The organism is Streptomyces sp. NPDC090741 (genome assembly GCF_044769045.1).
Classification (GTDB): Bacteria; Actinomycetota; Actinomycetes; order Streptomycetales; family Streptomycetaceae; genus Streptomyces.
In genome coordinates, this window is the sequence record NZ_JBIVXF010000016.1 from 101,147 (window position 1) to 120,013 (window position 18,867).

Annotated in this window: 15 protein-coding genes; 6 read left to right on the forward strand and 9 right to left on the reverse strand. The window is 74.8% G+C overall.

The annotated features are described in order from the left end of the window. Positions 1 to 13 precede the first annotated feature (13 nt). Together ACIQU4_RS33465 and ACIQU4_RS33470 are read right to left on the reverse strand one after the other, a co-directional pair. Positions 14 to 439 (reverse strand): phage tail protein, encoded by a 426-nt coding sequence (locus tag ACIQU4_RS33465; protein WP_385584931.1) that lies wholly within the window; start codon positions 437 to 439, stop codon positions 14 to 16. Between the two features lie 65 nt (positions 440 to 504). Then, positions 505 to 1,233 (reverse strand): extensin, encoded by a 729-nt coding sequence (locus ACIQU4_RS33470; protein WP_403738815.1) that lies wholly within the window; start codon positions 1,231 to 1,233, stop codon positions 505 to 507. Between the two features lie 394 nt (positions 1,234 to 1,627). Between ACIQU4_RS33470 and ACIQU4_RS33475 the strand changes: the two genes are divergently transcribed. Both ACIQU4_RS33475 and ACIQU4_RS33480 read left to right on the forward strand, forming a co-directional pair. After that, on the forward strand, positions 1,628 to 1,807 hold the full coding sequence (locus tag ACIQU4_RS33475; RefSeq protein ID WP_403738818.1) for a hypothetical protein: 180 nt from the start codon (positions 1,628 to 1,630) through the stop codon (positions 1,805 to 1,807). Between the two features lie 1,404 nt (positions 1,808 to 3,211). Continuing rightward, complete coding sequence (locus ACIQU4_RS33480) at positions 3,212 to 3,805, forward strand: hypothetical protein (protein ID WP_403738821.1); 594 nt, start codon at positions 3,212 to 3,214, stop codon at positions 3,803 to 3,805. A gap of 180 nt (positions 3,806 to 3,985) precedes the next feature. Here the strand turns inward: ACIQU4_RS33480 and ACIQU4_RS33485 are convergent, their stop codons facing one another. The 4 genes from ACIQU4_RS33485 to ACIQU4_RS33500 form a co-directional block, all read right to left on the reverse strand. Then, positions 3,986 to 4,144, reverse strand: coding sequence for a DUF6760 family protein (locus ACIQU4_RS33485; RefSeq protein WP_385584940.1), 159 nt, complete (start codon positions 4,142 to 4,144; stop codon positions 3,986 to 3,988). Beyond that, the gene (locus ACIQU4_RS33490; protein WP_403738824.1) at positions 4,141 to 4,647 is read right to left on the reverse strand and encodes a hypothetical protein; all 507 of its coding nucleotides are present in this window, start codon (positions 4,645 to 4,647) and stop codon (positions 4,141 to 4,143) included. The genes ACIQU4_RS33485 and ACIQU4_RS33490 overlap by 4 nt, the downstream gene beginning before the upstream one ends. Next, entirely contained in the window at positions 4,647 to 5,090 is a 444-nt protein-coding gene (locus ACIQU4_RS33495) for a phage tail protein (RefSeq protein WP_403738827.1), read from the reverse strand. The genes ACIQU4_RS33490 and ACIQU4_RS33495 overlap by 1 nt, the downstream gene beginning before the upstream one ends. 75 nt (positions 5,091 to 5,165) lie before the next feature. Further along, on the reverse strand, positions 5,166 to 6,752 hold the full coding sequence (locus ACIQU4_RS33500) for a phage tail sheath subtilisin-like domain-containing protein (RefSeq protein WP_403738829.1): 1,587 nt from the start codon (positions 6,750 to 6,752) through the stop codon (positions 5,166 to 5,168). Between the two features lie 169 nt (positions 6,753 to 6,921). Here ACIQU4_RS33500 and ACIQU4_RS33505 point away from each other — a divergent pair, with 169 nt between their 5' ends. Further along, the gene (locus ACIQU4_RS33505; RefSeq protein ID WP_403738831.1) at positions 6,922 to 8,376 is read left to right on the forward strand and encodes an RICIN domain-containing protein; all 1,455 of its coding nucleotides are present in this window, start codon (positions 6,922 to 6,924) and stop codon (positions 8,374 to 8,376) included. 84 nt (positions 8,377 to 8,460) lie between these two features. Here the strand turns inward: ACIQU4_RS33505 and ACIQU4_RS33510 are convergent, their stop codons facing one another. From ACIQU4_RS33510 to ACIQU4_RS33520, 3 genes are all read right to left on the reverse strand, one after another. Continuing rightward, positions 8,461 to 10,482, reverse strand: coding sequence for an AAA family ATPase (locus tag ACIQU4_RS33510; protein WP_403738834.1), 2,022 nt, complete (start codon positions 10,480 to 10,482; stop codon positions 8,461 to 8,463). Then, positions 10,479 to 11,150 (reverse strand): DUF4255 domain-containing protein, encoded by a 672-nt coding sequence (locus ACIQU4_RS33515; RefSeq protein WP_403738837.1) that lies wholly within the window; start codon positions 11,148 to 11,150, stop codon positions 10,479 to 10,481. Before ACIQU4_RS33515 ends, ACIQU4_RS33510 begins: the two co-directional genes overlap by 4 nt. Positions 11,151 to 11,396: 246 nt before the next feature. Then, positions 11,397 to 12,011, reverse strand: coding sequence for a LuxR C-terminal-related transcriptional regulator (locus tag ACIQU4_RS33520; protein WP_403739027.1), 615 nt, complete (start codon positions 12,009 to 12,011; stop codon positions 11,397 to 11,399). Positions 12,012 to 12,316: 305 nt separating this feature from the next. Here ACIQU4_RS33520 and ACIQU4_RS33525 point away from each other — a divergent pair, with 305 nt between their 5' ends. The 3 genes from ACIQU4_RS33525 (at position 12,317) to ACIQU4_RS33535 (ending at position 18,822) form a co-directional block, all read left to right on the forward strand. Next, the gene (locus ACIQU4_RS33525) at positions 12,317 to 15,262 is read left to right on the forward strand and encodes an AAA family ATPase (RefSeq protein WP_403738839.1); all 2,946 of its coding nucleotides are present in this window, start codon (positions 12,317 to 12,319) and stop codon (positions 15,260 to 15,262) included. A 96-nt stretch (positions 15,263 to 15,358) separates the two neighbouring features. Then, the gene (locus tag ACIQU4_RS33530) at positions 15,359 to 16,621 is read left to right on the forward strand and encodes a DUF4192 domain-containing protein (RefSeq protein ID WP_403738842.1); all 1,263 of its coding nucleotides are present in this window, start codon (positions 15,359 to 15,361) and stop codon (positions 16,619 to 16,621) included. A gap of 233 nt (positions 16,622 to 16,854) precedes the next feature. Then, positions 16,855 to 18,822 (forward strand): glycogen debranching N-terminal domain-containing protein, encoded by a 1,968-nt coding sequence (locus ACIQU4_RS33535; RefSeq protein ID WP_403738844.1) that lies wholly within the window; start codon positions 16,855 to 16,857, stop codon positions 18,820 to 18,822. The last annotated feature ends 45 nt before the right edge of the window (positions 18,823 to 18,867 follow it).

An 18,867-nucleotide genomic window follows, 5' to 3' on the forward strand; every position in this document is an offset into this window, starting at 1 on the left:
GTGTCGTCCCCCCTCAGTCCGTGAACCCGTGGTGCGTGATCTCCAGAACCTCCGTGGCCACGGCCGGGCTGTTCGGGTCGAGGGACGGGCCCTGCCAGCTGACCGGCAGTACGTCGATCAGCCCCCAGCGGGCCACCTCGGAACCGTCGGCGCGCAGCGCGGCGATCTGGGCGGTGGGGCGGGTGACGCCCGTGGTCACGGAGGAGATCCAGGCCGCGACCTTGGCGGTGTCGGGGGTCAGGGGCCGGGTCAGCCGGATGTTGGAGAAGGTCACCCGGGACGGGAGCTGCCAGACGAACCCGTTGTTGCCGCCCTCGTGGCGCTGTTCGATCTCCACCGTGGAGGAGAGTCCCTCGCACCCGTTGAAGTAGCCGAGGCTTTCGCCGTCGATGGTGAGGGTGAAGAAGATCGTGGAGCCCGGGTCGAGATCGCGGGGCATCGGGTGGGCCTTTCTGGGGTGCTGCCGGGTAGTGGGCTTGCGTCGGGTCCGGGTCCGGGTCCGGGTCAGTGGCGCGGGTCGCGGAGCTTTCCGATGCGCTCCCGGTCGAGCCGGAACTCGGTACGGAGCTGTCGGGTGATCCGGCTGATGAGCCGGTGGGTGAGCTCGTCGAGCTGGAACTCGGTCAGGGAACGGGGGTTGAACGCGGCGTCGGGGACGGGGGCGTGCGTATGCGTCGTGGACGTCTTGCGGGTCGTGAGTTCGCTCGCGCGCTGGACGGTGCGGGGAGGCGGCGGTGGCGGGGGCGAAGGCGGGGACTGGGGCGTATGAGGCACGGGGGGCCGGGGTGGCACGGGAGGGTGCGTCGCCGCTGCCGCAGCGGCCGGGCCCGTCCGGGGGGCGGGGGCGGGGGCGGGGGCGGCGAGACGCTGGACGGCGAGCGCTCGTACGGGCGTGCCGGTGGCCGTCCGCTGGACGGTAGGAGCGACGGGGGCGGCGGTGGTGCCGGTACCGCGGTGCAGCGGCACGGCCGTCTTCGCCTGCGGACGGGGGGAGTGGACGCGCTGCGCGGTGGACGGCAGGGCGGACGTCAGCGCCCGCGCGGGGGCGAGCGCCCGTACGGGAAGGGCCTCGGGTCCGTCCGCATCGCGCAGGGTTGCAGGAGGTACGACGGCACGCTGGGCGGCCGGAACCGGCCCGGGCCGCGGCCCCGCTGTGGGGACGGGCGCGCCGGCGCCGCCACCGGTGAGGGGCTTGGCTTCCGTCGGCTTCGCCGAAAGGGGCGCACCCGGCACAGGCCGCCGGGGCGTCCGCTCCGCGGGGCTCCGCCGGATCGGGGCTGACGTGCCGGCCGGAGGCGCATTGCGGGGGACCGTGACGCCGGCGGACCGGGCGGGGGGCGACAGGGGAGCCACGGGCGTGGTGGTCGGGGCGGCGGATACCGGTGCGCCGAGCCCCGCCCGCTGATTTCCGTACGTGAATGCTTCGCCGGTCGGCATCGGGCTCGGCCGAACCCCCGCCGGGGCCGACTGTCGAACCGCATCGGGGGTGCGCCGCTGGATCGGGGCCGTCTTGTCGGCCGAGGGCACGGCGATGTCGGCAGACCGGGCGGGCGGCGATACGGGAGCCGCGGGCCCGGCCGGGACCGGGCCGGCGGATATGGGTGTGCCGAGTCCGGTTCGCCGAGCCGTGTCGGGCGTCCTCCGCTGGACGGGGGCCGCCGGACCGGATGCGGGCGCGGCGGCTCCCGTCCGCCGTATCGGGGTGTTCCGGGACGCGGACGGGTCGGCGGAGTGGCTCGGTGCCGGGCCGGTGGACACGGGCATGCCCGATCCCGAGTGCAGCGGCCTGTCGGCAGAGCCCCGCTGAACCGGGGTCGCCCGGCCGGCCGATGGCGTGCTCGGGGAGATGCCGGCGCTCCGCTGAACCGGGTTGCCACGGGTTACGGACCCGTCGGGAGTGCGGACCGGAGTCACAGCGGGGGAGACGGGCATGCCCGGCCCCGGCTGCGGCGCCCTGTCGGCGGTACTGCGCTCAATGGGGTTCGCCTGAGCGGTCGGTCCCGTGAGTGCCGCCCTGTCGGCGGTACTCCGCTGAACCGGCGTCGCCTGAGCGGCCGATGGCCTGCCCGGAGACGGGGACGCACCGGCAACGGGCGCTGATCCCGCACCAGAGGTCGGAGCTGCCGGCGGGGTCGGTCCCGTTCGCGGTGTTCCGGCGGCAGAGCTCCGCTGAATCGAGGCGCTCCGGGTCACGTCCCCTTCGGCGGACCGGGCCGCAGCCGATACCGGGCTCGTGGGCACGCGCATGCCCGGTCCCGACTGCGACGGCTTGACGGTGGCGCTCCGCTGAACCGGTGCCGTCTGACCGGCCGGTGGCGTGGCCGGAGACGGGGAGACGCCGGCAGCCCGTACCGGGCGCGGAACGCTGGAGGTGGACGTTGCAGGGGTATGCCCCTGAACGGGGGCCGCCTGAACGGGGGCCGCCTGAGCGGCCGACGCCGTGTTCCCGGGCGGGGATGCGGCGGCAGCCGGTGCCGGGCGCGGGCCGGGAGCGGGCGCCTGGCCCGCACTCGGGGTGAGGGTGTGCCGCGCCTTGTCGGCGGCGCTGCGCTGAACGGGGGCCGCCTGAGCGGCCGACGCCGTGCTCCCCTCGGGGCGCGGGCCCGCAGCCGGGGCCGGGGCCGTGCTCCCGGTCGGGGCTTGTCGCGTACCGTCGGCGGCGCTCCGCCGAACCGGCGTCGCCCGACCGGCCGATGGCATGCCCGGAGACGGGGAGACGTCGGTGGCCCGTGCCGGGCGCGGACCGCTGGAGGGCTCCCGGCTCGGGCCGGACGCGGACGGTGAGGGGCTAAGCCGCTGGATCGGGGTCGCCGGAGCGGCCGACGGGCCCGGATCGCCGGAGCGCGCTTGGCGCGCACCCGGGGTCGTGGGCCGGGTCCTGCCGGCGGCGCTCCGCTGAACCGGAGTCGCCTGAGCGGCCGACGGTGCGCTCCCGGTCCCGGACGGGGATGCGCCGGCGGCCGGTGCCTGGATCGCACCCGGGGCCGGGGAGTGCCGCGCACCGTCGCCGGCGCTCCGCTGAACCGGTGTCGCTCGACCGGCCGACGGCGCACCCGGAGACGGGTACACGTCGGCAGCCGGCGCCGGGCGAGGGCTCGCGGAGGGCGCTCGGCCCGCACCCGGGGCCGTGTGCCGCGCCCTGTCGGCGGTGCTCCGCTGGACGAGGGGCGTCTGGGCGGCCGATGGCGTGGCCGGGGCCGATGGCGTGCCCGTGCCCGGGGCCGTGCCGGTGCCCGGGGCCGTGCCCGGGGCCGGGGCCGGGGCCGGCGACGGGGCCGGGGCCGGGGACACGTCGGTATCCCGCGCCGGAGCCGGGCGCGGGCCGCCGCCCGAGGACTCCCGGGTCGGACTCGGGGCCGGAGAAGCCGAAGTGGCCGGCGCACCCGACGCGGAGGATGCGGCGGTGGCGGCCGCCGCATCGGGCGACGGCACGCGGGGCGCCGCCGGAAGGGCCCGCCGCTGCACCGCGGGGGTGTGCGGGGACCTGGTCAGGGAAGTCGGCTGGGTGGGTGCCTGCCTGACCGGGGTCACACCGACCCCCGCCGGCCGGAACACCGCCGGCCCCTCGGAGCCCCCGGCGCCCTGGTCCCCGTACGACACGACGGGCAGGGTGAGCGACGGCAGCTCGAGCCCGGAGCCGGGGCGCGCCGACGCGCTGAGCATCCCCTCGACCAGCCCGCCCGGCGCACCGTCGAGCACGGCGTGCGACAGGTTCCCCCGGAAGGAAGGGTTCTGCCACGTGCTCAGGCGTCCGCCGAAACCGGCGTCCGCGACGGGCCCGGCCGCGCCGGCGGTCACGCGCTGAATCGGGGGCAGCGCGGACCACCCGGCGGGCCGGACCCCTGCGGACGCGGGCCGGACCGCCCCGGCTGCCGAACCGGCACCCGAACCGGCACCCGAACCGGCATCCGGCTCCGTCGCGGCCGCCCCCTGCCCGCGGCCGCCCGTCAGACCACCCATCAGCCTGCCAAGAAGTCCCATGCCCTCACCCCTCCGCCGCGGCACGGGTGACGAACCCGGCGATCTGCTCGGTGTACCGGCGGCGGTCACGGTGTTCGAGGTCCAGGATCTCTTCCTGGCTCCAGTGGAAGTGGTAGGCGATGTACGCGATCTCCTCGTGCAGACGGTCGTTCGCGTACGTCACGATTCCCCCAGGCGGCTCCCGCCGAGTTCGACCTCGAACGGCTGCTCGCAGTGGGGACAGGTCACGCCCGCCCGGGTGTGCCCCTCGGCGTTGATCTGCCGGTAGAAGTCCTGCAGGAACGCCAGGTCGGAGGCGAACATGTTCTCCACCACCCCGTCGTGCACCAGCGGCAGGCTGCCCAGCCGGGTGATGACCCGGCCGAGCAGCACCACCGACAGATAGGCGGGGTTCTCCTGCACCCGCATGTCCCGCAGCGGGATCAGCTCGTCCCGGGCGGTCGCGAGCCGCATCGTGCCGTCCCGGTGCACGGCTCCGGCTTCGTCGACGTATCCGCGCGGCAGTTCGAAGGAGAACTCCGTGCGCAACGGCTGGGCCGCCGGGGCGGCGGCCGGAGCTGCGGCCTGCATCCCCGGTACCGCAGCCCCGGCCTCCGCCGTGGCGTTGCCGCTCGCGTCGCCCGCGGCCACCGCCGCCGCGCCCGCCCTGAGAGCCGTACGGCGCATTATTCGATGACCAGTTCTTCGAACGTGATGGTCACGGTCTCGGTGAGCGCGGCAGCCTCGCCGGCCTTCACCGTGCTGGTGTCGACCTTGCTGCACCACGCGTTGCGCATGTTGTACCGCTTGATCGGATTGTCCTGGTAGTCCATCACCATGATCGTGGCGTTCTTGCGGGCGCTGCCCATGTTGCCCGCGACGGACTCGCTGATCCACTGGTTGAAGGCGGCCGACTGCGTCATACCGCGGACCACGGTGCAGATGCCGGCCTTCTTCACGCCCGGCAGCTTCTTCGTCACGGCCTTGCCCTGCGAGGAGACCTGCTGGTACTCGATGACGTCCTGTTCGAGGCTCAGGCCGCTGACCTCTGCGAGGTACTCGACCATCACGCCGTCGATCTGGAGGCCGAAATTATGTGAGGTGAGGGCGTCACCCGGCTGAAGACTCATGTGTGCTCTGTCCTTCTAAGAGGTGTTGACTGGTACGAAGAAGCGGAGGCGGAGAAGGGGGGAGAAGGGGGAGGACTACTCCTCCAGCTCACCGCTGCCGCTGGAGAACTGGGCCAGCCGGAAGATCACGAACTCGGCCGGCTTGACCGGTGCGATGCCGATCTCGCAGATGACGCGCCCGAGGTCCACCGACTCCGGCGGGTTGGTCTCCTCGTTGCACTTGACGTAGTAGGCCTCTTCGGGCCGGGCGCCGAACAGGGCCCCGTTGCGCCACTCGTTGACGAGGAAGGCCGAGACGTTGCGCCGGATCCGCGCCCACAGGTGGTGGTCGTTCGGCTCGAACACCACCCACTGGGTGCCGATCAGGATCGACTCCTCCAGGTAGTTGAAGTAGCGGCGCACGTTCAGGTAGCGCCAGGCCGGGTCGGAGGACATGGTGCGGGCCCCCCAGACGCGGATGCCGCGGCCCGGGAAGGCGCGGATGCAGTTGACTCCGATCGGGTTGAGCAGGTCCTGCTCGCCGCGGGTGATCTGGAGCTCCAGGTCCACCGCGCCGCGTACGACCTCGTTGGCGGGCGCCTTGTGCACGCCGCGCTCGGCGTCGTTGCGGGCCCAGATGCCGGCGATGTGACCGCTCGGCGGGATCAGCCGTGACTGGCCGCTGGCCGGGTCGAAGGCCTTGATCCAGGGGTAGTACAGGGCCGCGTACTTGGAGTCGTAGCCCGCGGTCTCCTGCCGCCAGACGCGGATCTGGCGGGCGTTCATGCCGGGCGGCGGGTCGATGACGGCGACGCGGTCGCCCATCAGCTCGCAGTGCGCGATCAGCCCGAGCTGCACGGCCTTGACGGCCTCCAGGTCGATCGCACCGCGCTGGTAGGCGGCCATCAGGTCGGGAACCGCGACCATCGAGATCTCGTCGACGGCCTCCAGGCCGCCGAAGCCGGTGCGGTCGGCGGAGTCGCCGAGGTACTGGGCGGGACCGGGGTGGGAGGCGTCCGCTCCGGACGGGACGGCCGGCACGGGGGCCTGCGCCCGGGCCGCCAGCGCCACCGTCTGGTTCTCGGGGCGCGCCAGCTGCCCGGCGGGGGCCGACTCCTGCAGGGTGATGAGCTTGGAGTGCTCCTTGACCTGCGTCACGACGTAGTTGCGGCCGCCCTTCTTGGCGGTCACGTCGAACGTCTCGGCGACCTTGTCGCCGTCCTTGACGATCAGCTTGAACCGCTCGGGAGGACCGTCGCCCTCCGGATCGGCGACCTCCACGCGAAGGGAGCCGGGCGCGGCGGCGGCCACCGTGAAGGTGCCGAGCTGCTTCGGCTCGCCGGGCGGCAGGGCGGCGGGGGCCGCGGCGCCCTTCACCGCTGCGGCGGGGGAGGCGGAATCGGCGGACGCGCCCGCGGCGGCGCCGCCGACCCGGACGACGTAGGCGGCCGAACCGCCGTTGTTGAAGAAGCCGTAGACGCTGTGCGCCAGGTAGTACCCGTCGGTGAAGTCACCGAAGGATGCGACGTACTGGGTCCAGTTGGTCACCAGAGTCGGCTCGTTCAGCGGGCCGGTCGACGCGAGACCGACGAAGGCGGCCACGGAGGTACCCACCCCCTCGATGGGGCGGGAGCCGCTGGCCACCTCCTCGACATATACGCCCGGCGACAGGTAGGACGGCATGCTCTGCTCTCCTCGGGGTACGAGACAGTTGCCTCTACCCTCGGCCGCGAGCCGGTCCGGCGTAACGGCCTCGGGTGCCTGTTCGAGGGCAGTGCTGTTGCCCGCGCGGGCAGGGAAGGCTGCCTCGCGGCCTCTGACCGGCCGCCGGGGGCCGTCGTAGCGTCGTGGCGTGAGCCTTTGGACTTCTTTGGAGCCTGCCTCCGCGACCGTGGATCCCGGCAGCAGTACCACCGTTCGGCTGCGGCTGCGCAACACCGGCGACGTCGTCGACGAGTACCGCTTCGATCCGGTCGGCGCCATCGCCCCGTGGACCATCGTGGAGCCGGCCACGCTCCGGCTGTATCCAGGGACCACGGGCACGGTGGAGCTGACGTTCTCGCCGCCGCGCACCCCCGACGCGACCGCCGGGCCGAACCCGTACGCCGTGCGCATCACGCCGACCGAGCATCCCGAGGCGGTCACCGTTCCCGAGGGCAACCTCACCATCACGCCGTTCAGCGAGATGCGCACGGAGCTGGTGCCGCCCACCGTCAAGGGCCGCTTCCGCGGCCGCCCCAGGCTTGCCGTCGACAACATCGGCAACACGACGCTCACCGCGTCCATCAGCGGGAGCGACAACGGCGATCAGCTGTCGTACGACATCACCCCGAGCAATGTCCAGATCGCTCCGGGCCGCGCCGCGTTCGTGAAGGCGAAGCTCAAGCCGCGCGAGATCATCTGGTTCGGCTCGAAGCAGCAGCGGCCGTACACGCTGGCCGTGCACCGGTCGGGGACGGCCCCGGTGGACGTCGAAGGCAGGTACGTCCAGCGCGGGTTCCTGCCCGGCTGGCTCGCCACCTTCCTCGGCATACTCCTGGCCCTGGTCGTCACGTTCGTCATGCTCTGGATCGCGTACAAGCCCCAAGTGCGCAGCGCGGCGGTGGAGAAGCTCCAGGAGGCCGCCGCGACCACGCTCCCGTCGCCGGGCCCGAGCCTGGCCCCGCCGCCCGTCGAGCCCTCCGCGGCCCCGGGCGGCGACCCGATGCCGTCCAGGGCTCCGGAGGGCGGCGCAGGGGGCGGCGGGGGAGGCGGAGGTGGGGGAGGCGGCGGAGGAGGGGCCCCACAGCCCCCCGCGAAGAAGCCCGAGCCGCACTCCGTGAACAACATCCTGCTCAGGCTCCGGGAGGCCAAGGCGTGCGCCGACGTCCCGGGCCTCGCCGCGGCCGAACGCGGCGCCCCCGTCAACACGGGCACCTGCAACCCGAGCCCCGACGAGAACGAGCGGTGGAACCTCGAACTGGTCGCCCCCAAGGCGGGTCCCGGAGGAACGGCCCTCTTCCTGATCCGCGCGGTCAAGGGCGGGCTCTGCATGGACCTTCCGGGGCTGGGCGCAAAGCCCACCCACACCCCGGTGTCCACGTACGGCTGCAACAGCAAGACCGACAACCAGCTGTGGTGGCTGGAGAAGCAGGACAGCGAAACCTACTGGATCCGCAACGCCTCCAGCAACAACACCTGCCTGGACAAGGCGCGCACGGGCAGTGCGCCGCTGCGGCTCGTGGTCCACGACTGCGTCAAGGGCGAGACCCAGAACTGGCAGATCGTCAACCCCGTCACGCCGAACTGGCAGATCGTCCACCCGTGAACATCTCGTGCGGGTGAAGCCCCGGGTGCCCCGGCAGTCGATGACTGCCGGGGCACCGGGGTTTTCCACTCCGTACGACGGCTGCTACCAGCCGCCCTCGCCCGGCACCAGGCGGCCCGCCTTGCGGTATTCGCGGCGGGCCCCGTCCAGCAGATCGGCGGTGGTGACGGCCTCGCCCCGGCCGGCCGCGGCGTACGCGGCGGTGACGACGGCGCTGCGGATCGAACCGCCCCCCAGCTCGAAGTCGCGGGCGCACGCGCCGGGATCGGTGTCGTCCGCGCACGGCACGCGGGCCAGGGCGTGCCGCCACAGCGCGAGGCGCTGCGGCGCGTCGGGGAACGGGAAGTCGATCACGAGGTCCAGCCGCCGGGTGAACGCCTCGTCGATGTTGGCCCGCAGATTGGTGGTGAGCAGCGCGATGCCGTCGAAGGACTCCAGGCGCTGGAGCAGGTAGGCGCTCTCCATGTTGGCGTAGCGGTCGTGCGAGTCCTTGACCTCGGAGCGCTTGCCGAAGACCGCGTCGGCCTCGTCGAACAGGAGTACGGCGTCGGTCCGGCCGGCCTCGGTGAAGATCCGCTCCAGGTTCTTCTCGGTCTCGCCCACGTACTTGTCGACCACCGAGGAGAGCTGGACGACGTACAGGTCGAGGCCCAGTTCGGCGGCGACGACCTCGGCCGACAGGGTCTTTCCGGTACCGGAGTCGCCGGCGAAGAGCCCCAGGACGCCACGGCCCCGGCCGCCGCCGGCGCTGAGCCGCCAGTCGCCGAGGACCCGGTCGCGGTGGCGGGCGCGCAGCGCGAGTTCGTGCAGCTGGGCCAGCAGCTTGTCCGGCAGGACGAGGTCCTCCCAGCCGACGTCGGGCCGGATCCGGCGGGCATGGCGCTCCAGGCCGGAAGCGGACTGCTGACGGGCGGCCAGCCGCAGATGGGCGGCGGTCGGCGGGGTGCCGTCGAAGGCGGCGAGCTCCCGTGCGGCGCGCGCGGCCCGGACGATCCGGTCGGCGCCGAGGTGGTAGGGGGCCACGGTCGCCGCCAGGTCGAAGTCCGGCGCCTCGCCGAGCGCGGCCGACCAGGCCGCCTCGGCTCCCGCCGGCAGCCGGGGCGCCTCCAGGACCAGCGGGTCCCGGTCGCACCACTGGGGGTCGTAGGGCCGCTCGCCGATGAACACCACGGGGACGTCCGCCTCGGCCAGCGCCCGGATCAGCGGGCCCGCCTCGTCCGGCACCTGCGACACGACGAGCACGCAGCCGCGCAGCCGGGCCTCGCGCAGGAGCTCGGGGTACGGTACGTCGCCGCTCGGGGAGCTGACGTGCAGGGCGTCGAGGCCGGCTGCGCGCAGGGCCGACGCGGCGACGGCCAGCCCGTCCCCCTCGCGCAGTTCGCGCAGGTAGACGGTGAGCGGGGCGGCCGCCAGCAGCCGCTCGGCGAGCCTGCGGGTGAAGTCCTCGTCGTACGGTCCCGAGGGCGCGGCGAGCGGGCGTGCGTGCCGGGCGAGCGCGGCGTCCGGAGCGTCGTCGCCGAGCAGATGGGCGATCAGCCGGTCCGGGACGCGCAGCGTGCGGCTGAGGAAGGGGCGTTCGGGCTCCTCCACTTCGACCAGGCCGAGCGCGCACAGCGGCGCCGACGGATGGAACCTGGCCCGTGCCCACGCCAGGTGGACGGGGAGTCCGCACAGGTCGAGCGCGAGGCCGGTGGTGGCCCGGCGCCGGCTGACGTCGTCGTTCAGGTAGCCGTACAGCGGCTCGAAGGTGCGGTCGACGTCGGGCGCGAGGGCGACGAGGAGCAGGCAGGCGTCCAGCTCGGTGAGTCCGTGCCGGTGCGCGAGCCGCGCCAGCCGGTCGCCGCCCTCCGGCGCCGTGGCCCCGTGCGGGGACCGCTGCGCCGCCTCCGGCTCAGGGGGCCGGGGGTACGGATCCGGCGCCGCGGAGTCCAGGAGGTGCCGTACGGCGTCGATGGAGAGGTACAGCCCCCGCAGCGGGTCGGCGGCGGTGGGATCGGCGGCGCTGCGCTGCTCGACCAGCAGCGCGACCTGCTCGCGGACCCGGTCCAGCCGTGCGAGGAGCGCGGGGGGCGCGTCCGGAGAGGGGCCGGAGGCGTTCGGGGTCATCGCGGCTCACCTGCGGCGGCGGCGCGCGCAGCCGCCGCCGCGGCAGCCGCCGCGTGCCGTGGCTGGTGCCGCCGCTCCGGCGAGTCCTCCAGGCTGCCGTCGATCGCCCGTACGCGCACCGCGCCCTCCATGACCGGCGGGCCGACGTCGTACTCGGGGTACGCGGGGAACGGCGCGGTCACCACCAGGTCCAGGGACGGCTTGAGCTCGCCGCCGAGGGCGGACCAGATCTCGGCGAGGGAGCGCGACTCGGTCTGGATGCCGGCGACCGTGATGGGTACCGACAGTCCCAACGCGCGCAGCGACCCCGGAAGTTCCTCGGCGGGCAGGATCTCGCGGGGCAGCAGGGTGGCCAGTACGGCGGAGAGCAGTCGGTGTTCGTCCTTGGGCTGTTTGGTCCAGGCCGTGACGAGATAGGACAGCCGGAACCAGCGGGGAGGCTGACGGCGCTTGAGGATGGCTCCGCGGTCGTCACTGACCGGGACCGTGCCGCGGTGGCGCCGGTTCACGTCCTCACGGATGTCGTACAGGTAGGCGTTGACGGCAGTCGCGTTGCGCCTGGCGGACCAGTCGCGGGTCGGGGCGTCGAAGGAGACGTCGATGCCGGAACCGGCCAGCGCGCCACCGGTCAGCAGCCGTTCGAGGACTTCGTCCACCTCGTGGATCATCGTCGTGCTCCCGCCTTGCCTGAGGTGCCGCCGCCTGCCGTGATCGCCGGACGGGCGCCGTCGAATTCTTCTTCCGGTCGCGTGCGGCCCGCAAGCACTCGGGGGCGGACCCCGGCGTCCGGACGGCCCTGGGCCGTTGCCCTCGGGGGCAGATGCAGCCGGCAGTCATGCGCAGCCGGCAGTCATGCGCAGCGGTCAGTCACATGCAGTGGTCGGTCACATGCAGCGGTCGGTCACATGCAGCGGTTAGATGTAGCCCTCACGGAGGGCGTGGGCCACGGCATGCGCCCGGTTGCGCAGGTGCAGACGGGTGGTCAGCCCGTGCATGACGTTCTTGACGGTACGTTCGGAGTACGAGAGCTTGTCGGCTATCTCGGCGGTGTCCAGCCCCTCCGCGATCAGCCGCAGGACATCCGCCTCGCGCGCCGTCAGCCCCGTCACCGGCGCGCCGGTCCGTCCGGCGGCGGAGCGCTGGAGCATGCGCACCTGGCCGAGCAGCCGCCCGAGCAGGTCGGTGGGGAGGTCGCCGTCGCCCCGCGAGGCCGCGAGCACGGCCTGGAGCAGACGGTGCGTGGTGGCCTCGTGGCGCCAGACGACGGCTCCGACACCGCACTCGATGACATCGAGGAGTTCGGCCTCCCGCACGCTGTTCACCACGAGGACGGCGCGGGTGCCTTCGCCCCGAACCAGTCTGCGCAGCCGCGCGAAAGTGGTCTCGTCCGGCGTTTCGGCGATCAGCACCGCCACGGTCCCGGGTCCGGTCTCCGCCTCGTCGCGGAGGTCGATCACGGGATGCTGCCGCAGTTGGCTGACCGCCCCCGCCCGGGAGATCGGATCCGGAGCGTGGACCACGACGCGGATCCGGTGTCCCGGAACCGCCGCCGAGCCGTCAGCCGTCCGGGCCGTCCCGGTCGTTCCCGTCGTCCCGGCCGTCGTCCCGGCCGTCCCGGCGGCCCCGGAGACCCTGGCCGATCCGGTCTTTGCGGTCACGAATGAGGTGGTCAAGTGGTCCCCTAGGTCGGCGTGGCGCCTGCCCGCGTTGTGAGTTGCGTGACAGACGGACAGTCATCACGCTCGCGTACCGGCGGTCCGTCGGACAATCGTGGAGAACCACGAGCCACACCACCGGGCCGACCACTAGGCATCCACGACATCGGGAGTCAGCCATGTCCGCCACCTCCGTACCGGGAGCGCTCTACGAGCGCCAAGAGGCCATGGCGATGGTCGCCGCCGAGGCCGAGCGTGCCCGGTCCGGCTCCGGTGGGCTGGTGTTGCTGAAGGGGACCACGGGCAGCGGCCGCACCGCGCTCCTGGAGGCGGTCGGCGAGCAGGCGGCGGCGCACGGCATGTGGGTGCTGCGGGCCCGCTGTTCATCCGGGCCTGTCACGCCGTTCGCTGCCGTTAAGCAACTGTTCGATGATGGACCGGAACTGGCGTGCCCCACGGCGGAACCGCCGGACGAAGCCGACTCCGCCGCCGCGATCCACCGCGAACGGGCCGCCTGGCTGTGGCGCGCACTGCTCGAATGGACCGAAGAGGCCCCGCTGTTCCTGGCCGTGGACGACGTCCAGCTCGCCGACCCGCTCTCGCGCGGCTGGCTCATCGAAGCCGCGCGGCTGGTGGAACGGCTGCCGGTGCTGCTCGTGGCGACCGAGCGCAGCCAGTACGACGTCGAACCGCCTGCGCCGGGCCTCGCCCACGCGCTCCCGCCCCGCCTCGTCCGCACCCACACCCTGACCCCGCTGAGCCCGGACGGGGCGGCGGAGCTGGTCCGTTCGGTGGCCGGCGCGGTGGCCTCCCCCGCATGGGTGGACGACGTGGTGCGGGCCGGCGCGGGCAATCCGTTGCTGCTGCACGCCCTGCTGGAGGACCTCGGGGCCCAGGCCCCCGGCCTTGCCGGTACCCCGGCGGTGCCGGACACCTGCGCTGCCCTGTATCCGGGCGCCTACCCCGCCGCCGTCTCGTGGTGGCTGGACAGCGCGGGGAGCTCCACGGTCGACGTCGCCCGCGCGCTCGCCGTGGTGAGCGACGGCCGTGACGACGGCCGTCACGGGGACGGCGGCGGGGACGGTGGCGGTGGCGGGGACCGTGGCGAGGACCGCCAGCCGGAAGCCCACGAGGACGGCGAGGCCGGGCTGCTCGCCGACATGACGGGCGCCGACGGCGCCCGGGCCCACGGCTGGCTCACCGCCATGACCCGCCTGGGGCTGCTGCGCCCGGACCCGGACGGCCGCCCTTGCTACGCCCATCCGCTGCTGCGGGACGCCGTGGTGAGCGGCTGGTCCGGTGACCGGAGAAAGGCGGCCCACGGCAGGGCGGCCGAGGTGATGCTGCGCCGCGGCGCGGGCGCGGAGGCCGTGGCCGGACAGCTGCTGCGGGCGCCCGCGCCCTTCGGGACCTGGGCCGCCGATGTCCTGCTCGACGCCGCGGCCCGTGCGGTCGGGGCGGGCCGGACCGAGGACGCCGCGGGCTTCCTGCGCCGCGCGCTGGACGAGGAGATGCCGCCCGCCCGCCGGGCCGCGGTCCTCACCGAACTGGGCTCCCTCGAATTCACGGGCGGCCGGTCGGCGGCCGGCCTGCCCCGGCTGGCCGAGGCCGTGCAGGTGGCGGACACGCCCAGGGACCGGGTGCGTTCGGCGATGGCGCTCGGTACGGCACTGGCCGGACGGGGCGAGGTACGGGCTGCCGTGGGCGTACTGCGCTCCCTGGAGGAGCAGCTGACGGACCACCCGGACCTCGCGCGCACACTGTGGTCCGCCTCGGCACTGCTGTCGGACCACGATCAGGCCGTACGGCGCGAGGTGTACGGCCGGCTGCGCGAGACGTCCGCGCGCTCGCCCGGCCTGGTCGGCACGGCCGGACAGGCGCTGCTGGCGCGGTACGAGGCGACGGCCGGCCTGCTCTCGGCCCGGGCGGCGATGGAACGCGTCCGGGCCTTGCTGGAGGCCCCGGCCGACCCGCTTGCGGAAACGATTCTGTTGGGCGCGTCCGCAGCCGTGGCCCTGTGGGCCGACGAACTGGACGAGGCCGAGCGCCTGGCCGAACGGGCTCTGGCCGGGCAGCGCGCCGCGCTGCTGCATCCCATGCGCACGGAGCTGCTGAACGTACGGGCCGACCTCGCCGCCGCACGGGGCGGCCATGCCGCATGGCTCGCGGAGCCCGATGTGCGCCAGGCTCTCCAGGCCGTCGGCGACGCGCGCCCGCCGATGAGCGAGGCTGCCGCCGCTGTCCTGGCGCTGGTGGAGACCGGCCGAACGGAGCAGGCCGCGGCGCTCGCGGACCGCAGCGACCCGAGGGACGCGTCCGACTCCGGGGAACTGCCCCGCTTCCTGTATGCCCGCGGTCGTCTGCGTGCCGCGTGCGGCGATCCGGCCGGTGCGCTCGACGACTTCCTGGAGTGCGGGCGGCGCCAGGCGGAACGCGACGTCGTCGGTCCGGTCGTCACTCCGTGGCGGACCGCCGCGGCCGAATGCCGGCTGGCCCTGGGCCGGCCGGAGGAGGCCCTTGCCCTGGCCCACGAGGAGCTGCGGCTGGCCACGGTCTGGAACACACCGCGCCTGGTGGGGCGTTGCCTGCGCGTCCTGGGCACGGCGACGGGCGGTCTGCGCGGCCTCGGGCTGGCCGAGGAGGCCGTACGGCTGCTACGGGACACCCCGGCGGAGACGGAACTGATCCCGGCGCTGATCGCCCAGGGACAGCAGCTCGTCGCCGCCGGAGACCGGGCACGGGCCCGCGATCCGCTGCGGGAGGCGGCCGAACGGGCCGAGCGCATCGGTGCGGTCCGCCTGCGCGCCGTGGCCGAACACGTGCTGCGTGAGGGCGGTGCCCGCCGCGCCGCGACGCCGTACACCGGCCCGGCCGCGCTGACCGGCAGTGAGCGGCGCATCGCGGAGCTCGCCGCGGGCGGCCGGACGAACTCCGAGATCGGCGAGCTCCTGCACCTCGCCCGGCGCACCGTCGAAACCCACCTCACCAACGCCTACCGCAAGCTCGGCATCCGCCGGCGCGCGGAACTCCCGGCGGCCCTGGACCGGCTGCCGGTCGCCGGGAAGCAGGGCGTGGCGGACGTGACGGATATGCGTTCATGCCCCCATGGAACCCGATGGCTCTGACATCGTGTCAAGGGCGGCCCGAGCCTGTGGATGTTGAACGGTCAAGAGTTATCCACAGGGCTTTCGGGATCTGATCGTCCGCGGGACCGTCGGGGCATGACGAACGACCGCGAATCACGCACCCCGTCCGACCGGCCCGGCATCAACCCGTCCGGACCCGCCCTCGACCCTCGGATCACCCTGCGCAGCCCGGCCGAACTGGCCGACGCGCTGCCCTACATGCTCGGCTTCCATCCGACCGACTCCCTCGTCATGGTCACCGTGCACGGCGAGGGCGGGCGCTTCGGCGGCCGGCTCCGCGTCGGCATCCCCACGGCCCCGGCCGAATGGGAGGACACCGCCCGGCAGGTCGCCGACTGCCTGGTCAGGGGCAGCGAGCGGCGCGGTGCCAAGCCCGACGGCATCGTCGTCTTCCTCTGTCAGGACCCGGCGGAGGGCGAGAGCGGCCAGCGGGTGATGACCCGGCTGCGGCCGCTGGCCCAGCGCATCCGGCTGGCCTGCGGCGCCCTCGACGTGCCCGTGATGGAGGCGCTCTGCATCTCTGCCGGCCGGTACTGGTCCTACTGCTGTCCCGATGAGCGCTGCTGCCCCGCCGAGGGCAGCCCGCTGGCCGCGACGGGCACCTCGGTGATGGCGGCGACCGCGACCTTCGCCGGACTCCAGGTCCGGGGCTCCCTCCGGGAGATCGAGGGCCGGCTGGTACCGCTGCGCGGGGGTGCGGCGGAGGAGATGGAGCGGGCCCTGGACCGGGCGGCCGCCGTCCTCGTGCCCAAGATCCTCGACGGGGCCACCCGGGAGGAGGTCGGCGCGGAGACGGTCACGCTGGCCCGCACGCTGATGCGGCGGATGACCCTCGCCCCGCCCGTGGACGGCGGACCGGAAGCCGACGACTGGGACGACGCGCTGCTCGGCCACGACGAGGCAGCCACCGTGATCCTCGGCCTCCAGGACCGCGAGATCCGGGACGTCGCCGCCGAGTGGATGGAGGACGAGGAGGCGGCCCCCGCCCTGCGGCTGTGGCGGGCGCTCGCCCGCCGCTGCGTCGGGGCCTACGGCGAGCACGCGGCGGCCCCGCTCACGCTCGCCGGCTGGGTCTCGTGGTCCGCCGGGGACGAGCCGACGGCCCGGATCGCCCTGGGGCTGGCCCTGCGGGCCGACGCCGACTACCGCTTCGCCCAACTGCTCCACCACGCCTGCAACGAGGGCATCGACCCGGAGGGGCTGCGGGCCTGCCTGCGGGAGGAGCGGCGGCGCCGGGAACCGCGCCGCAAGCGCTCCGCGGCCACCACCCGCCCCCCGGGTCGCCGGGAAGCGCAGCCCCGCCGGGAGCCCCGCCGCACCGCGGGGAGCGACCAGTGAGCCCGGACCGGGGCCGGGGCGCGCGGAGTTCCGTGCGGCGCATCCGGGACGCCGCCGTCACCACCCTGCGGCGCAGGCTCCGTCACCGGCACGGCCCAGTACGGGCGCTGCCGCCACCGGGGCCCGTGACCCGGGCGGGGGCGGGGCCGTTCAGCTGGAGGGTGGCGGGGGCCCGGCCGCGCCGCCGCCCAGCGAAACAGGCCGGCGCGCAGACAGCCCAGACAAGGCGACCCATGGCCCACTCCGTACCGCCCGCCCGCAGGACCGAGTTGCCGCCCGTGCACGGCACCGTCATCTGCGTCGCCGCGCCCTGCCTGGTCATCTCGCCGGAGCACGGCCAGCTGACCGGGCGGGGGATCGACGGGATCTACCGCTCCGGGCGCAGGCTGCTCTCCCGCTGCGTGCTCCGGGTCGGCGGCCGGGAGCCGGTCGCCGTCCAGGGGCGCAGCCTCGGCTCCGACCGGGCCTCCTTCACCGCGACCGTCCGTACCGGGGCCGACGCGGGGCCCGATCCCGACATCGGGGTGGAGCGGGTCCGGCACGCAGACGGCACCGAGCGGATCACGGTGCGCAGCTTCACGACCCGGCCGCTGCGCCTGCCCGTGGAGCTGCTGCTCGGCACCGACCTGGCCGAGCTGGCCGCGGTGGCCGCAGGCCGGGCCGGGCCCGAACTGCCGGCCGGGGTGCATGCCGCCGGGCTGCGCTGGAGCAGCGGTGAGGCCCAGGCCATCACGGCCGCCGAGCCGGCCCCGGACGACGCGCTCGCCTCGGCGGGGCTGCTGCGCTGGCAGCTCGAACTGGGGCCCGGCGAGTCCCGCACGATCGAGCTGCGGACCACGCAGGAGCGCATTTCACGGGCCCCTGCCGGGCAGGTGGCCAACCCGCTGGCCGACGCCCGCGCCGAGGGGGACGACCCGAGGGTCGAAACCTGGTTCCGCCGCAGTGTGGAGGACCTCGGCGCGCTGCTGATGCGGGATCGCGAGGAGCCGGCCGCCGCCTTCCTCGCCGCCGGGGTGCCGTGGCGGCTCGGGCTGGCTCCGGCGGAGTCCCTCTGGGCCGCCAGGATGGCGCTCCCGCTCGGCACCGGGCTCGCGGCAGCCACCCTGCGCACCCTGGCCCGGACCCAGACCGGCGGCCGGGGCCCCGACGCCGGGAAGATCCCGGGGCCGCTGCGCGGGGCGGGTCCGCAGCTGCCGCCGGGGTGCACCGGCACCGAGGCGACCCTCGCCTTCCCGGCGGTGCTCGCCGAGGCCCGGCGCTGGGGGCTGCCCGAGGAGGAGGTGGCCCGGCTCCTCCCGGCGGCCGAGCGGTGCCTGGACTGGCTGCGCGGAGCCCTGGGAGCCGACGGCTTCCTGGCCGATCCCGATCCCGGGCCGCGGCGCTGCGAGACCCAGGCCCACGCCCATCGGGCCGCGCTGCTCGGGGCGGACCTGCTCGCCGGATGCGGGCGGCCCGGCGCCGAGGAGTGGCGGGAGTGGGCCGCCGCGCTCCGCAAGCGGTTCCGGGACGGGTTCTGGATCGACGGCCCGGACGGCGGCCGGCCCGCCGCGGCCCTGCATCCCGACGGGCGGCCGCTGCCCCGGCTGACGGGGGCCGCCGCCCACCTCCTGGACACCGGCCTGCTGGGCGGCGGCCGCCTCGCCCCCGGGTTGCTGGACCGGGTCCGCACGGAGCAGCTCGCCCGCCTCCTCGGCGCCCCCGCCATGGATTCCGGCTGGGGGCTGCGGAGCATGGCGTCCCGGGAGCCGGGCCACAATCCCTTCGGCCACCGCTCGGGCGCGGTGCGGGCGTACGAGAGCGCCGTGGCGGTCGCCGGGCTGGCCCAGGCCGGCTTCGAGAAGGAGGCCGCCGGTCTGCTGCGTGGTCTGTTGGACGCCGCGGAGAGCTTCGGGTACCGGCTGCCGGAGATGTACGCCGCCGAGCAGCGCACCGCGGGCAGCGCGCCGCTCCCGCACCCGGCGGCCTGCCGCCCCGCCGCGGTGGCCGCGGCCGCCGGGGTGCACGCGCTGACCGCCCTCGCCGGGCTCCGCCCCGACGCCCCCGCCGGCACGGTCGCCGTTGTCCCGCTGCCCGGCGCTCCCCTCGGCGCCCTGCGCTTCTGTGACCTGCGGGTCTCGGGGGAACCGTTCGCCGTCCGGATCAGCCGGCTCGGCCTCGGCATGGTGGAGGAGGCAGCCGATGCGCTCCAACTGGGCGGGTAGCCTCGCGACCGCTGCTTCCGGGATGACCAAAGCTCTGTTTATCGT

What these genes read in the sequence shown, in the direction of transcription:
- ACIQU4_RS33525 (WP_403738839.1), top strand. Translation starts at nt 12,317, where the DNA reads ATGTCCGCCACCTCCGTACCGGGAGCGCTCTACGAGCGCCAAGAGGCC.
- ACIQU4_RS33465 (WP_385584931.1), bottom strand. Translation starts at nt 439, where the DNA reads ATGCCCCGCGATCTCGACCCGGGCTCCACGATCTTCTTCACCCTCACC.
- ACIQU4_RS33495 (WP_403738827.1), bottom strand. Translation starts at nt 5,090, where the DNA reads ATGAGTCTTCAGCCGGGTGACGCCCTCACCTCACATAATTTCGGCCTC.
- ACIQU4_RS33535 (WP_403738844.1), top strand. Translation starts at nt 16,855, where the DNA reads ATGGCCCACTCCGTACCGCCCGCCCGCAGGACCGAGTTGCCGCCCGTG.
- ACIQU4_RS33515 (WP_403738837.1), bottom strand. Translation starts at nt 11,150, where the DNA reads ATGATCCACGAGGTGGACGAAGTCCTCGAACGGCTGCTGACCGGTGGC.
- ACIQU4_RS33510 (WP_403738834.1), bottom strand. Translation starts at nt 10,482, where the DNA reads ATGACCCCGAACGCCTCCGGCCCCTCTCCGGACGCGCCCCCCGCGCTC.
- ACIQU4_RS33500 (WP_403738829.1), bottom strand. Translation starts at nt 6,752, where the DNA reads ATGCCGTCCTACCTGTCGCCGGGCGTATATGTCGAGGAGGTGGCCAGC.
- ACIQU4_RS33530 (WP_403738842.1), top strand. Translation starts at nt 15,359, where the DNA reads ATGACGAACGACCGCGAATCACGCACCCCGTCCGACCGGCCCGGCATC.
- ACIQU4_RS33490 (WP_403738824.1), bottom strand. Translation starts at nt 4,647, where the DNA reads ATGCGCCGTACGGCTCTCAGGGCGGGCGCGGCGGCGGTGGCCGCGGGC.